Raw genomic sequence first — 14,136 nt, forward strand, 5'->3', positions numbered from 1 at the left:
GAAGACATTAATTACTAAATGAAAAAATCAATGACAAATCCGCGTACTCTTTTAGCGGTATTTCACGATATTATCGCTGCAGCAGGCGCGTGGATTTTTGCCTACTTGTTGCGTTTTAACCTCTCAATTCCTCCTGAATTTGCATTAGAAATGCTGGCCACGGTTGGCTGGGTGGTTTTATTGCAAGTTACCGTGTTTGTTAGCTTTGGCTTGTATCGTGGCGTTTGGCGCTTTGCTAGTGTTAACGATTTAAAGCGTATTTTTTTAGCAGTGAGCTTTGCTTCAGTGTTGCTGGCCGCATTCTTTTTTATGGTCAAGACCAATATTGTGATCCCGCGTTCGGTGCTAGTGCTGGATCCGTTGCTATTAATATTGGCTATGGGCGGAAGCCGCTTTGCTTACCGTGCGTGGAAAGAGCACGTGCTGTATGGTACGACCTTAAAACAGGGCGAGCCTGTAATCGTGTTAGGGGCAGGCGATGCGGCTATTGCGTTGGTAAAAGACTTGGCGCGCAGTACCCAGTGGCGAGTTGTGGCTTTGCTAGATGATGATGTCACCATGTTGGGACGTGAGGTCTTTGGCGTTAAAGTCAGAGGCAATATCCAGCAGTTAGCGTCTATATGCAGTCACTTGAGTGTTAACTACGTAATTGTAGCGATGCCGTCAGTGCATCACCAAAAACGCAGAGAGGCCATTGAATTTGCAAATGCGCTGGGGCTGGAAGTAATGACCGTACCAGCGATTGATGATTTGATGAGTGGTAAGGTCAGCGTCTCTCAAATCCGCAAGGTGGATGTGGAAGATTTGTTGGGGCGTGATTCAGTTAAGCTTGATAGTTCAGGTTTGCAGATGCTGATTGATCAAAAAGTTGTCATGGTGAGCGGTGCTGGTGGTTCGATTGGCTCGGAGTTATGCCGTCAGATTGTTAAGTACCAGCCCAGCACCTTGATTTGTTTGGATATTTCTGAGTTCTCTCTTTACCAGCTCGAGCAGGAGTTGAGTGCTTTAAATTTACCCACCAGACTGATTTATTTAACGGGTGATGTGAAAAATCACACGCGTATGCATCATGTGTTAGCCCAGCATCAGCCATCGGTTGTGTTCCATGCTGCGGCTTATAAGCACGTGCCGATGATGGAAAATGGTAACGTTTGGGAAGCGCTTTCTAACAATGTGATTGGTACCTATACTATTGCACAGGCGTGTAAAGACCATGGCGTTAGCAAGTTTGTTTTAATTTCTACAGATAAGGCTGTGAACCCGACTAACGTAATGGGCGCCAGCAAGCGTTTGGCTGAAATGGTGTGTCAGGGCTTGCAAAGTGAGGCTGGCACACGTTTTGTGATTGTGCGTTTTGGTAATGTATTAGGCAGCAGCGGCAGCGTGATTCCAAAGTTCCGCGAGCAGATTGCTAAAGGTGGCCCGATCACTATTACACATCCCGAGATTACGCGCTACTTTATGTCTATTCCTGAAGCAGCGCAGTTAGTGATGCAGGCTGGCTTGATGGGCAAGGGCGGCGAGATTTTTGTGCTGGATATGGGTGAGCCGGTTAAGATTACTGATTTAGCCTTGGATATGATTAGGCTGTCTGGATTTAGTGCCGATGAAATTAAGATTGAGTATGTCGGGTTGCGACCAGGTGAAAAGCTTTATGAAGAGTTGTTGGCTGATGACGAGCATACTATGCCAACACCACACGAAAAATTGCGAATTGCACAAGCTAGAGCCGCCAATATGGGTTGGGTGAATAGTTTGCTTATATGGGTTGAGGGTTTGCATGGTACGCATGAGGCTCAAATTAAGCTTGAGCTATCTGGCTGGGTGGAGGAGTATAGTCCGCAAATAGCTGGTGGTGTTGATGCGCAGATGCCTGCCTCAAAGCAAGTCACTGTGCACTAGGCTGTAGATTAATATTACAGTGAGTGAGCTTAAGTTTACTCCTGGCGTACTATATATACAGTTAGAGATTGTTTCTACGTTAGATGCTAAGCGGATTAAAAGCTTTAAGCCATTCCTCTCTTTTTTGTAATTTTTAATGAGTTAATCGACAAATGGAAACATTGCACCCCCAACAACTTTTAGAGCGATCAAATATCATTCATCCAAAAGAAATGGTGGAGGCGGCAATTACCACGATGTCGAATGACATTACTAAAACACTCGAAGCCACGACCCCTGTGGTGATTTGTGTTATGGGTGGTGGTGTTGTATTTTCTGGACAATTGCTTACCCAGTTGAGCTTTCCGCTAGAGCTTGATTATGTACATGCCAGCAGGTACCAAAATAAAACGGTAGGTAAAATGCTGGAGTGGAAAGCGTTGCCTAAGCTTGATTTGTCTGGCCGTGTCGTGCTTTTGTTAGACGATATTCTGGATGAAGGGATTACGCTTAAGGCGATTCAGGATAAATGCATGATGCTTGGTGCCGCACGGGTGCTGACTGCGGTATTGATTGAGAAGAAGCTTGATCATGAGAAGCCGATCAAAGCTGATTTTGTTGGCCTTGAAGTGCCAAACGAATATGTATTTGGCTATGGCATGGATGTTTATGGCTGGTGGCGTAATTTGCCAGCGATTTATGCTTTGCAGACATAGCGCTATATCTGGATATAGAGGCATATTCAAGCGTCCTGCCAGCCTTAAACTTGATACCAGATTAAACAGAGTGTCATATTTTAGACATGTATCCTATTCACCCGCATTCACCCGTTTTTGTACAAAAGGTGTTGTGATTTTGACATTACAGTCAGCATCATAACAATATACTTACTGTTTTTTAAGATGTTTTGTATGTAACCTATTGATTGTTATAGGTATGGTTTTTGGCATCTAATTTGCAACCTTATCAACATGAGCAAAATGCCCATGAATAGGTGCCAATGATGAAAAAAGAATCTATCAATCAATATGTAAATATAGCGACAGCTGTTATTCAGCGCTCGCATCAAATCAAAACTCACTTAGATTACTTTGTGTGGCTGCAAAACAGCGTTGCTGAGTTAATCCCACATGACATGCTACTCACTGCTTGGGGTGATTTTAGGCAGCAGCAAGATGGCCAGTTACATTATGATGCGGCCTCGAACCTAAAAGACCTTAGAACCTCCGGCATTATTGATGCCTCAGATCGCGTAAGTGAGTTTTTGGGTGATTTATATAACTATTGGATTGCGTCCGGCAGTGATTGTTTTGTTATCGACTCAGCTGGGCAAAGTGCAATCATCCAGAAAATTAAAACAGTATTCCCTGAGCAGTTGCTTGAGATTAACTCACTACTGGTTTATGCCGTAAGAGATCAAAGAAGTAGTGATGAGTGTTTATACGTATTTTTCAGTAAAGAATATAAGTTAGATATCAATGCACCGATGATGGATTTTATCATGCCGCATATTGATTATATCTTGCGAAAAATCAAACCGCTGGAGCAGTTGGATATGCTGGCAGAGGCTGATGGCGTAAGTTTATCAAGCTTGAGTGAGCGCGAGATTGAGGTGATTAGTTGGATTAAGGCTGGCAAAACCAACCAAGAAATTGGCATGATCTTGAGCATTAGCCAAAATACAGTGAAGAGCCACCTAAAAAGAATTTTTCAGAAACTTAACATTGGGCGCAGGGCACAAGCGGTGGCTTTGCTGGCAAATGTGCCTTCAAACAAACTGAAGCAGTTGCAGGTGCAGCAGGGCACGCATTCGGTTTACAACTAATAGCCTATAATGTGGCGTCATAGATAGAGTTTTTTTGATTCTCTTGCTGATGTCACGTGATTCTTTATTGATATCACGCCCCTAATCATCATTGTTAGCGTTACAATGTGGCATGATCGTAATGAACAAGCTATAAGCTCAATCGTTGCTTGTGGCTGGATAAATATGATGGTGCCCAGAAGAGAACTCGAATCTCCACATCTTTCGATACTAGTACCTGAAACTAGCGCGTCTACCAATTCCGCCATCTGGGCAATTGCTACTTAAATACTTAGCAAATCAAGGGGTTGAATTTTATATTAAAGGTAAGCTTTGTCAATGACAAACCATAAAAATACTCACAAAAGTAAAAGAAGTAATGATCCTCACGCTGCACGTGAGGCTAGCCGCTATGAAACCCCACTACCCAGCCGTGAATTGATACTTAGCACCATGAGCGATCAAGGTGTGCCGTTAAGTGTGGAGCAGTTGTACTTGCTGCTGGACATCAGCAACGATGAGCGCGAAGTTTTTAATCGGCGACTCAATGCAATGGAGCGTGAAGGTCAGATTATTAAAAACAGAAAAGGTGCGCTTTGTATTGCAGATAAGTTGGATTTAATTGCTGGTGTTATCCAAGGGCATCCTGATGGTTTTGGATTTTTGATTCCAGATGATAAAACCAAGAGCGAGGATTTGTTTTTAAGCCCTAAAGAAATGTCGCAAGTGATGCATGGTGACCGTGCCATTGTGCGTATGAGTGGCTTAGATAGAAGAGGCCGCCCTGAAGGAAAAATTGTAGAAGTGCTGGAACGCAGAACGCAGCGCTTGGTGGGACGTGTGATACGCACCGCTGGTGTGACGATTGTAGCGGCAGAAGATAAACGCATTAACCAGGATATTCTGATTCCGTATCACCTTGATATGCAGGCTAAGTCTGGCCAAGTAGTGATGGTCGAGCTTACCGAGCAGCCGTCATCACACGCACAGCCCATGGGCAAGGTGGTGGAAGTGTTAGGAAACTATGCCGATAGCGGCATGGAAATAGAAATTGCGTTGCGCAAGCATAATTTGCCGCATCAGTTTAGCGCAGAGGCCATCAGCCTAGCTGAGTCTTACCCTAAACTCGTACAGCCTGAAGATTATAAAGGCCGCATTGATTGCCGAGAAATGCCATTGATTACTATTGATGGTGAAACCGCACGTGACTTTGATGATGCGGTTTATGCTGAGCCTCAAGGCAAGGGCTGGCGTTTGGTGGTGGCGATTGCCGACGTAAGCTTCTATGTGAGGCCGCATGATGCACTCGATAAAGGGGCCTTGGAGCGTGGTAACTCAGTTTATTTCCCGCGTCGTGTGATTCCAATGTTGCCTGAGGCATTATCTAACGGCTTGTGCTCGCTTAACCCTGATGTTGAGCGCTTATGCATGATTTGCGATATGCAGATAGATGGTGCTGGTATCGTTAAGCAGTATAAATTTTACCCGTCTGTGATGCGTTCAAAAGCGCGCATGACGTACAACAAGGTGTTTGAAATTTTGCAGAACCCAGAAGGGGAGTTGGCGCAAGAGTACACTTGGTTAATGCCGCATTTGCAGCATTTAAATAGCGTGTATCAGTTATTACAAGCGCAGCGAGAAAAACGTGGCGCGATTGAGTTTGAGTCTTCAGAAACCATCATGATCTTTAATGATCAAGGCAAAATCGAGCGCATTGAACCTAGTACACGTAATGAAGCGCATAAGCTGATTGAAGAATGTATGCTAGCGGCCAATGTGTGTGCAGCTGAGTTTCTTAAAAAACATGAACATCCTGCACTATATCGTATTCACGAAGGGCCTACGCCTGAAAAGCTAGAGCTGTTGCGCACATTCATGGGCGAGTTTGGTTTTGGTGTGGGTGGTGGTGATTCGCCGCATGCTAAAGACTACGGTAAACTGTTGGCACGGATTAAAGACCGCCCAGATGCGCAACTACTACAAACGGTGCTACTGCGCTCTATGCAGCAGGCTGTCTACAGCCCAGATAATGTTGGTCACTTTGGCTTAGCTTATGAAGCTTATGCACACTTTACGTCGCCGATTCGTCGTTATCCAGATTTATTGATTCATCGTGCGATTAAGGCGGTGCTAAATGGCGAGCGATACAAAGCGGGCGATTGGAATAGCCTAGGTGAGCAATGCTCTATGACGGAGCGCCGTGCCGACGATGCTACGCGCGACGTGACCAATTGGCTGAAGTGTTTTTATATGCAGGATAAGATTGGCGAGGTATTTGAGGGTACTGTCGCCGGTGTAACTAGCTTTGGTTTGTTTGTGGCATTAGATGGCGTGTATGTTGAAGGCTTGTTGCATGTGACTGAGCTGGGTAATGATTACTTTATTTATGACAAAGCGCGGCATGAGATGGCCGGTGAACGTACCGGTGTGCGCTACCGACTAGGTGACAGATTAACCATTAAAGTCGTGCGTGTGGATTTGGAAACCACGAAGATAGATTTCACTTTGGTAAATAAAAGCAATGAGTTAGATGTTGAGTCTAATGTTGATTGTAAAGTAAAGGGTGCTGTGAATAAATCAAGTGCTCGCAGTCAATCTGCTGTAAAATCCACCCCTAAATCTGAAGGGGTAGGTGCACTAAGCCCTAAAGCGGATAATGTGAAATTTGGCGATCCGTTTGGTAAAAAGCCTAAACGTGGACCTAAAGCAGGTTTCTCTGATAAACCTGCGAGCACATCTAAAGCCTCACCTAAACCAAAAAATAAAACCAAAACCAGTAAACCAAAAAAAGTGGCCAATAAAGCAACCACGAGTAAAGTAACCACAAAACGTAAGGTAAAAAAATGAGTGACGCCCGTATTTTATTTGGCTTTCATGCAGTGTTAAGCCGATTACGCCAGCATAGTGCTAGCGTGCAAGAAATTTTAATTGACCGTGACCGTGTGGATGCACGTATGAAAGACTTGCTGAACATGGCAGAGTCATCTGGTGTGCGTACCATGCAAGTAGAGCGTAGCCGCTTAGATGGTATGGCTGGCATGAACGGCCGTCATCAAGGGGTGATTGCACGCGTGGTGGATACCCCAATTCCATACAAAGATATCCATGATATTTTGGAGTCAGATTTATCTGAACCTGCATTCTTTTTGATTTTAGATGGTGTAGAAGACCCGCATAATCTGGGCGCCTGTTTACGTGTGGCGGATGCCATGGGAGTACATGCGGTGATTGCGCCTAAAGACCGCGCGGCAGGGCTTAACGCTACCGTGCGTAAGGTGGCGTGTGGCGCAGCTGAGACCGTGCCGTTTATTGCGGTAACCAACTTAGCGAGAACGATTCGCGAGTTAAAAGAAGCTGGTGTTTTTGTAGTGGGTACAACAATGGATTCGCCCAGCACTTTATTAAACACTAAGCTGAATGGCCCAATTGCGTTGGTGTTAGGCGCAGAGGGCGATGGTATGCGTCGATTGACTGCAGAAACCTGTGATGCGCTGATGACGATTCCGATGTTCGGCTCCGTACAGAGTTTAAACGTGAGCGTGGCTAGTGGTATTTGCCTGTATGAGGTAAGGCGCCAACGCAGTTTAGCGGTGTAGCGGGTGTTAACTGTGGCTAGCTTGTGTATTACTTATAACTTTCTTAGCTAGACAGATAGCTTTAAGGCACAGATAAAATTGATAGGGCTGCGATTTAACAATCGCAGCCCTATTTTTCTTTGAGTGAACCGATAAAGCTGACTATTTTCTATCCAATTATCTACTGTCGTGATTCCAGCAAAAGCGGGAGTCACGACATGAAGCGTGTAAATAGGTAAATACCATTCGTGCAAAAGTCACGTATAGGCGCTTGTACTAACGTAAATTCAATACTTCTAAGGTACGGCTACGCACTTGCGCTAAAAGCTGGCTATCATCGATTAATGACTCACCATAGCTAGGAATTAATGCTTTAATTCTGTTGTGCCATTGCTCGGTTTTGATTTTGTCTGAGAAGCAGCGCTCAATCACATTAATCATCGCCTGTACCGAAACCGAAGCGCCCGGTGAGGCGCCTAATAGCGCAGCGATACTGCCATCTTTAGCCGCAACGATTTCTGTACCAAACTCTAGCTTTCCGCCTTTTTCATCACATTGCTTAATGATTTGTACACGTTTGCCGGCATTTTCCAAGTGCCAGTCGGCGTCTGCAGCCAGTGGGTAAAATTCGCGTAGGGTAGTGACACGCGATGAATGTTTTTGTAGTGCTTCGCCGATTAAATAGCGCGTCAAATCCATATTGTGGCGCCCAGCGCCCATTAGTGATTTTAAATTGCTTGGCTTTACTGATTTAAATAAATCCAGGTAAGAGCCTTTTTTCAAAAACTTGGTGGTAAAACCGGCGTATGGGCCAAACAGTAGTGCTGGTTTACCGTTGATAATACGTGTATCTAAATGAGGCACTGACATAGGCGGTGCGCCAAGTGCGGCTTTGCCGTAAACCTTGCTGTTATGTTGTTTAATAATCTCAGGATTGTTGCATACCAGCCATTGACCACTAACCGGGAAACCGCCATAACCTTGGCTTTCTGGGATGCCTGACTTTTGCAGTAGCTTTAATGCGCCGCCGCCAGCCCCTAGAAACACAAACCCAGCTTCAATCTTATGGTGTTTTGTGGTGTTGATGTCTTTGATATTAACTAACCAGTGGCCGTTATCCAGGCGCTTAAGGCTTGTGACTTCAGTGCTCGTGTTTAACTCAAAGCTAGGGCTTTGCTGCAGGTGTTTAACCAGCTCACGTGTCAGCGAGCCAAAGTCTACGTCTGAGCCATAGCTGACACGCGTTGCCGCGACTTTTTCATCGCCATCACGCTGTTGCATCATCAGTGGCATCCACTCGGTTAGTTGTGCAATGTCGTCACTGAACTCCATGTCTTTGAACAGCGGATGCATTTTAAGCATATGGTAACGCTGGCGTAAGAACTCAACATTATCCTTACCCCATACAAAGCTTAGATGTGGTGTTTTATTGATGAATTTGGCTGGTGCGGGGAGTGCATTTTTTTCCACCAGGCTCGCCCATAACTGCAGAGAAACCTCAAAAGAAGCATTGATAGCTAACGCACGATTGATGCTGATGTTACCAGCGTCATCCACAGGAGTGTAGTTTAGCTCGCAATAGCCGGCATGACCTGTACCTGCGTTATTCCAGGCATCTGTGCTTTCGGTCGCAATTGAAGACAGGCGTTCTACCATCATCATGCGCATCAATGGGTCTAGCTCATTGAGTAATGTGGCTAGTGTGGCGCTCATCACACCACCGCCTACTAAGAGTACATCTACTTTTTTTACAGTCATGGTCGTTTAAGGATAAAAAATTTAAATTTTGTGTATCACACCTATTGCTACCACGCTTATTGCTGCTTAGCGTTGTTAGGTAATGCGTTCAAGATATCAATGTCTTTAGACTCGACTTTAGCGCCGGTAATCAAATCATAACCTTGGTGTGCATTATGGAAGGTATGGCAAGACATGCAGCTGCTTGCAATACGCTTATGTTTCGGTGTATTGCCAGAGTGGCATTGCAAACATGATTGCCTGTCAGGGATAGCAATATCGGCGCTACTGGTTGACTCCTCAACTTTGTGGCAACTGGTGCATTGCTGTGTTCTGTGGGCGGCATGGTTGAACTGCGCCTTGCTGAGCCAGTCATTGTTAATACGCAAGGGCAGGGTGCGCCACGGCATTGCGTCGCCTGCTGGTGTTGCCTGTACCTCATGGCAATATGCACAGCCATTGTTTTTAAGCTGGTCTGAATAGTGATCAAACTTCTTGGGTGCGTATAACTTCAAGGCGTTGAACATATTGTGCTCGTCGCCATGCGGTAGGGTCAGCTTATTGTCTTTAGGGCCAACTTGCAGTTCTCCGCTATGGCAGGTACTGCAGTTGTTTTTGTAAGAGAGTGCCTTAAAGCGCATTTCTTTACCTTCAGCTTGATGGCAGCTGGTACAAGCTAGCTCACGCACATCCCAAATGCCGTTAGGGCCCTGTACTTTCCCAACGTGTTGATTATGCGGGAATTTTAACCCGGAGTTTTCTATCAGTTTAGCTTTATCTGCTTGCGGAATACGTACAACGTCTTTATCGTTTGGTCCGGTTTTGAAGCTAAGTTTAAAGTCAGGGTGCTGTTTTTCAAAGTCGCGGATATTGGGTAGTTTGGTATCCCGATCTATGGTTCTGATAGCACCGTGGCATTTAATGCACATTTCATTGTCCTGACGTGCCAATGGATGCGGTGCCTTATGTTCTTGGTGGCATTCTGCGCAGCGCATGCTGCCAATAAAGCGGTGTGCAGCCTTCAGTGAACGTTTTTGCAGTTCTGGGTCGGCAATATGTGGTGCAGTATCCTGATGGCAGTGTACGCAGGCCTGGTCTGACACTTTTTTGAGCGGAGCCTGATGGCAGTTAAAACACTGAGAGCCAAAGTGACGGTGTGCTGTGGAAATGCGGCCAGGGCTCCATACTCGATCAAAGCCAAAGGGCAGCGTGGACATGGATGTTTGCAAGGGCTGTATTAGGTTTTGCGCTAGCGGCAAGAGCAAAAAGGTGAGGGCAATCAGTGCTGCTAGCCATATGGATAAATGCCATTTGAATTTAAAGGCGTTTGGTAAGGGGTCGTGCGTACGCGCTTTTAGGTCTTGATAATCATCTGGCAGTGGTTGCGTGAGCGTGAGTGAGATGGATAAGTTCACATCAGGCGGTGCCGGCTCTACATTCAGCTGGTAGGGACCAATCATGACTTGTTTGCCGGGGGTAAGTTTGACGTTTTGTAGTATTGCACCGTCTACTTCAACTTCACCGTTTAGGCTGACCACGTAAATGTGACCATCCTCTAACTCTTTAATCACCGCGTGATGCATGGCAATGCGTGGATCAGCCAAGTGAATTGTGCACTCCGCGCCACGGCCAATCATTAACTCTGTTGCATGGATAGTACGGTAATTGCGTACAGGTAGCCCGCGCGAGTTGGTTGTGATTTTTATTAACAAACAATTAATCATAAAGAGTTCTATTCATCTGCTTTTGCTTTGCCCGACATTATTTTTGTTATTTCAAATGCATTTAGATGGGTAGTGTTAAGTTTGCCCTACCAATAAACAAATACCGCAACGATATGTGCGAGCATCGCGACTAGTAAGCCTACAGTAAACGGTACATGCAAGTATAGCCAGATACCAAGTCTGGCGCGGTACATCAGGTCTTGCCGCGCGCGTCTTACTAACGATTCGCGGCGCACCATAATCGAATACAGTTCTCGGTATAGTTTACGTTGTTCTACGGCTAAATCTTTACCTAGCGCTGTGAGCTCTTGCACAGCTTTGGCAGAAGGGCAGTTAGGCTGGAAACCGCTTAATTGATCAATCAAGCTCAGGCCAATCGAAGTTTCGCGACATGCGCGTAGTACCGTGTTATTAATTTCATCCGGCATCAGCAGTGCAATCTTACGTGCCAGTTTATCAGCCTCTGCAATCCTTAACAGTAGACCATCCAGGCTATCTTCGCCCATGTTTTCTGTCATCTTGCGTGGGTAAATCATGTAGGTGTAATTGCCAAAGAAACCGCTTGCAACCACAATGAGCAGTAGGGCGTAGGCCAAAGTGTGGATATTTAGCCCAAAGTTAAAGCCGCTGTGTAGGGTGACAATAAACGTGAGTGCGGTACCTAGGTAAATATGGGCGGATAGCCAGCCTTGCGTAGCCCCTGTGCCACGATAGCGCCGTTTTCTAATGCCATACCATGTCATCCATAGCACCATGCATGCGGATATGGTGCCTAATGTATAACCTAGCCAACTGCCGCCGTAATGGCCGACAGCTGGTTCAAAAAACAAAAAAGCTGCTAATGCAATTAAGATAACCACTACCGCTATTTTGAAATAGCGATAGTTTTTATAGTCGAACATATTGCTCTGTTGCATTAAGTATTTCCTCTATGCATCATCAAACCCTAGTATGTGGTGTTCATCTGCGACATTGTTACTTGCATAACCTAAAAGTTGTTCAGGGTTCACGCGTAATGCTGCGCCAACTGGGCACGCACGTACGCATACTGGCCCATCGGCAATATCCTTACACATGTCACATTTCACCGCGACTTTTGTATTGTTGGTAGAGGCAACCTGTTTGGGGCGAATCCCCAATAGCATTTGCCATAAGCTTTGTTCTGGCTGGTCTTGAATCACTGCCATTTGAATCACGTCATAGGGGCAGTTTTGCTGGCAGTTGCCGCAGCCTATGCAGCTATCATCAATATAAACTTCGCCATGCGGTGCCCGATGGATAGCATCTGGCGGGCAGTCTTTCATGCAATGAGGATGCTCGCAGTGGCGGCAAGAAGTAGGGACACGAATATTGGCGTAAATAGGGCCGGTGTCGCGGTCTAACCGTGTTGCGCCACCATGCGTATCAGCGCACGCCTGCTCACAATGGTTGCAACGCACACAAAGTGATTCGTCAATCAAAAGAACGTCCGTGGCCTCACCTACGCCTTGTTGTATCAAGAACGAGATCAGGCTGGATTGTGCGGATTGATTTGAAAAACCGCTGCTGCTATCAGAAGAGGTTTCGGATTGCTGTCTTTTTTCCTGCTCTTGGAGATGTTGTAAGTAGCGTGCATCTAATGATGAGCGCACCTCAGGGTTACGTGCGATGATGCCCTGCATGCGTCCTATATCAATTAAAATCGCCTCAGTTGCAATTGCGGCACGCACCGTAGCGTAACGCGGCTCGCCTGAAATGAGGGACATTTCACCCACATAATTGCCGGCTGCTACATAGAATAAAACTACTTCTCGTCCAGTCATCATGCGAGAAACTGTAACGGAGCCGCGCCTAATCAGGTACAAGCCATCCGCTTCATCACCTTCATGAAACAGTTCTTCACCCGCAGCGTATTGTTTAATCACTGCATGTGTGGCTAGGTCGTTAAGGTCATCTTCACTTAAGGAAAGACCAATGCAAGCATGTACGATACGCTTGATTGCGACTTCATCCAGCGTTCTGCGCATTGTCTGCACAGAATTGATTAGCTTTAATATCACCCGTCGTGGCGTTTCAATCAGCGCGCACTGGCTTGTTGCTCTTACCGTAGCGATTCTGCGCCGTCCAGATAATAGGCCCATTTCGCCAAAAAACTCACCGCTTTTAAATCTGTCATCGGCAATATCGTCTTCATCGATGAACATTTCCAACTCGCCTTCAATCACAAAAAAGAAGGAGGTGCTGTAATCGTTGCGTTCAAAAATAATGTCGCCAGCGGCAGGCTGTAAAATGTTGCTCTCTAAAATCAGCTCTCTTAATTGCAGTGAGTTGAGAAGGCGTAATAGCGGAACGCTGCGCTGAATTTTATCCAGCACATCTTCAATGCCGCGGTCTGAGCAAAAGCTAGCAAACTTTTCGCGAAGTAGCGCAGTATCTGCAGCCTCAACCGGGTTGCCGAGGATATGCTCAATGACTTCATAGCCCTGGTTAATACCCTGTTTGATTAACGGGTAACCAGCAAGCGCGCCTATGATATATAAGCCCGGTACGTTGGACTCGTAACGTGAGGTCAGTACGGGCAGGGCAGCTAAGTCTGCGGTAGGAAAGGCTACGCCAAAGCTTTCCAGCAGCGGTCTGGATGGCAGTGCACCAAGACGAGCAATAATCCGATGGCAGGGGATGCGTTCTACCCCTTTAGGGGTGTTTGCTAACAGAGTTATGGGAAACTCGCCAGTGGTATTGGCCTCAATTGATTGTGGTCGCGTTTCCAATAGCCAGTCCAGCGCGCCTCTTTGCCTTGCTTCGGTTAGTTGAGTAAGGTTGCTTTCCTTACAATTGCTAAAGTCTTCGGCACGATTTAAGACAATCACCTGATTGCGGCCAGTCAGTGCTAGCGCATTCTCAACCCCGGTATCACCACCACCAATGACAACGATAGTTTCATTTTGGTAGGCTTCTGGGTCATCTAGTTGATACTGTACTTGCGGTAAATCGCCGCCGGGAATTTCCAGTTTACGTAGGTTGCCTTGTACGCCAATCGCCAGTATCACATGATCGGCTGTAAATGAATTACCGTCACTGAGTTCAACGGTTAACGCTTCTGGCTGTTTGCTTTCGGTATCACGGGTGATTGCAACAACCTTTGAGTTGTAGCGAATGTTGATTTTGTAATCAGCAATTACGCTTTCCCACGAGATTAGTACAGATTCGCGCAGAGATGCAGCGAATGGCAAGGGGCTGCGCAATGGTAAGCCACGAGGCTCCGCCATGACCAATTTACGGCGCTGATAGTTGCGTATGGTATTGGCGGCGGCTTCTGTTGCCTCTAATAGTAGATAGGATAGCTTTTGCTCGGACGCACGTGCCGCTGCTGATAAGCCACTGGGGCCTGCTCCAATAATAATGACATCAAAGTGATTGCGCATGAAAACGTTAG

Annotated in this window: 9 protein-coding genes and 1 tRNA gene; 5 read left to right on the plus strand and 5 right to left on the minus strand. The window is 46.1% G+C overall.

All coding sequences use genetic code 11. The features are described from left to right. Nucleotides 1-18 precede the first annotated feature (18 nt). From MMOL_RS05270 to epsA, 3 genes are all read left to right on the plus strand, one after another. Nucleotides 19-1,902, plus strand: a complete 1,884-nt coding sequence (locus MMOL_RS05270) for a polysaccharide biosynthesis protein (protein WP_015831983.1) — start codon at nucleotides 19-21, stop codon at nucleotides 1,900-1,902. A gap of 152 nt (nucleotides 1,903-2,054) precedes the next feature. Next, nucleotides 2,055-2,597, plus strand: coding sequence for a hypoxanthine-guanine phosphoribosyltransferase (locus tag MMOL_RS05275; protein ID WP_015831984.1), 543 nt, complete (start codon nucleotides 2,055-2,057; stop codon nucleotides 2,595-2,597). Nucleotides 2,598-2,881: 284 nt separating this feature from the next. Then, the gene (gene epsA, locus MMOL_RS05280) at nucleotides 2,882-3,706 is read left to right on the plus strand and encodes an XrtB/PEP-CTERM-associated transcriptional regulator EpsA (protein ID WP_015831985.1); all 825 of its coding nucleotides are present in this window, start codon (nucleotides 2,882-2,884) and stop codon (nucleotides 3,704-3,706) included. A gap of 169 nt (nucleotides 3,707-3,875) precedes the next feature. Here epsA and MMOL_RS05285 read toward each other — a convergent pair. Further along, nucleotides 3,876-3,960: transfer RNA gene (locus MMOL_RS05285), tRNA-Leu, on the minus strand. Nucleotides 3,961-4,024: 64 nt separating this feature from the next. On the opposite strand from MMOL_RS05285, the gene rnr reads away from it, so the two are divergent. Then, on the plus strand, nucleotides 4,025-6,532 hold the full coding sequence (gene rnr / locus MMOL_RS05290) for a ribonuclease R (RefSeq protein ID WP_015831986.1): 2,508 nt from the start codon (nucleotides 4,025-4,027) through the stop codon (nucleotides 6,530-6,532). Then, nucleotides 6,529-7,281 (plus strand): 23S rRNA (guanosine(2251)-2'-O)-methyltransferase RlmB, encoded by a 753-nt coding sequence (rlmB, locus tag MMOL_RS05295; protein ID WP_015831987.1) that lies wholly within the window; start codon nucleotides 6,529-6,531, stop codon nucleotides 7,279-7,281. The genes rnr and rlmB overlap by 4 nt, the downstream gene beginning before the upstream one ends. Nucleotides 7,282-7,536: 255 nt before the next feature. Here the strand turns inward: rlmB and mqo are convergent, their stop codons facing one another. From mqo to MMOL_RS05315, 4 genes are all read right to left on the minus strand, one after another. Beyond that, on the minus strand, nucleotides 7,537-9,018 hold the full coding sequence (gene mqo / locus MMOL_RS05300; protein ID WP_015831988.1) for a malate dehydrogenase (quinone): 1,482 nt from the start codon (nucleotides 9,016-9,018) through the stop codon (nucleotides 7,537-7,539). Between the two features lie 56 nt (nucleotides 9,019-9,074). Beyond that, entirely contained in the window at nucleotides 9,075-10,721 is a 1,647-nt protein-coding gene (locus MMOL_RS05305) for a cytochrome c3 family protein (protein WP_015831989.1), read from the minus strand. An 86-nt stretch (nucleotides 10,722-10,807) separates the two neighbouring features. After that, nucleotides 10,808-11,638 carry a hypothetical protein gene (locus tag MMOL_RS05310; protein WP_015831990.1) on the minus strand — a complete coding sequence of 277 codons (831 nt, stop codon included), beginning with the start codon at nucleotides 11,636-11,638 and terminating at the stop codon, nucleotides 10,808-10,810. A gap of 12 nt (nucleotides 11,639-11,650) precedes the next feature. Then, the gene (locus MMOL_RS05315; RefSeq protein ID WP_015831991.1) at nucleotides 11,651-14,125 is read right to left on the minus strand and encodes a cyclic nucleotide-binding domain-containing protein; all 2,475 of its coding nucleotides are present in this window, start codon (nucleotides 14,123-14,125) and stop codon (nucleotides 11,651-11,653) included. Nucleotides 14,126-14,136 lie beyond the last annotated feature (11 nt).

The sequence above is a fragment of the Methylotenera mobilis JLW8 genome (assembly GCF_000023705.1).
Taxonomy (GTDB): Bacteria; Pseudomonadota; Gammaproteobacteria; order Burkholderiales; family Methylophilaceae; genus Methylotenera; species Methylotenera mobilis.

Excerpts from the sequence above, each read along its gene's own strand:
- MMOL_RS05315 (WP_015831991.1), bottom strand. The coding sequence starts at position 14,125 with ATGCGCAATCACTTTGATGTCATTATTATTGGAGCAGGCCCCAGTGGC.
- mqo (WP_015831988.1), bottom strand. The coding sequence starts at position 9,018 with ATGACTGTAAAAAAAGTAGATGTACTCTTAGTAGGCGGTGGTGTGATG.
- MMOL_RS05305 (WP_015831989.1), bottom strand. The coding sequence starts at position 10,721 with ATGATTAATTGTTTGTTAATAAAAATCACAACCAACTCGCGCGGGCTA.
- epsA (WP_015831985.1), top strand. The coding sequence starts at position 2,882 with ATGATGAAAAAAGAATCTATCAATCAATATGTAAATATAGCGACAGCT.
- MMOL_RS05310 (WP_015831990.1), bottom strand. The coding sequence starts at position 11,638 with ATGCAACAGAGCAATATGTTCGACTATAAAAACTATCGCTATTTCAAA.
- rlmB (WP_015831987.1), top strand. The coding sequence starts at position 6,529 with ATGAGTGACGCCCGTATTTTATTTGGCTTTCATGCAGTGTTAAGCCGA.
- rnr (WP_015831986.1), top strand. The coding sequence starts at position 4,025 with ATGACAAACCATAAAAATACTCACAAAAGTAAAAGAAGTAATGATCCT.
- MMOL_RS05270 (WP_015831983.1), top strand. The coding sequence starts at position 19 with ATGAAAAAATCAATGACAAATCCGCGTACTCTTTTAGCGGTATTTCAC.
- MMOL_RS05275 (WP_015831984.1), top strand. The coding sequence starts at position 2,055 with ATGGAAACATTGCACCCCCAACAACTTTTAGAGCGATCAAATATCATT.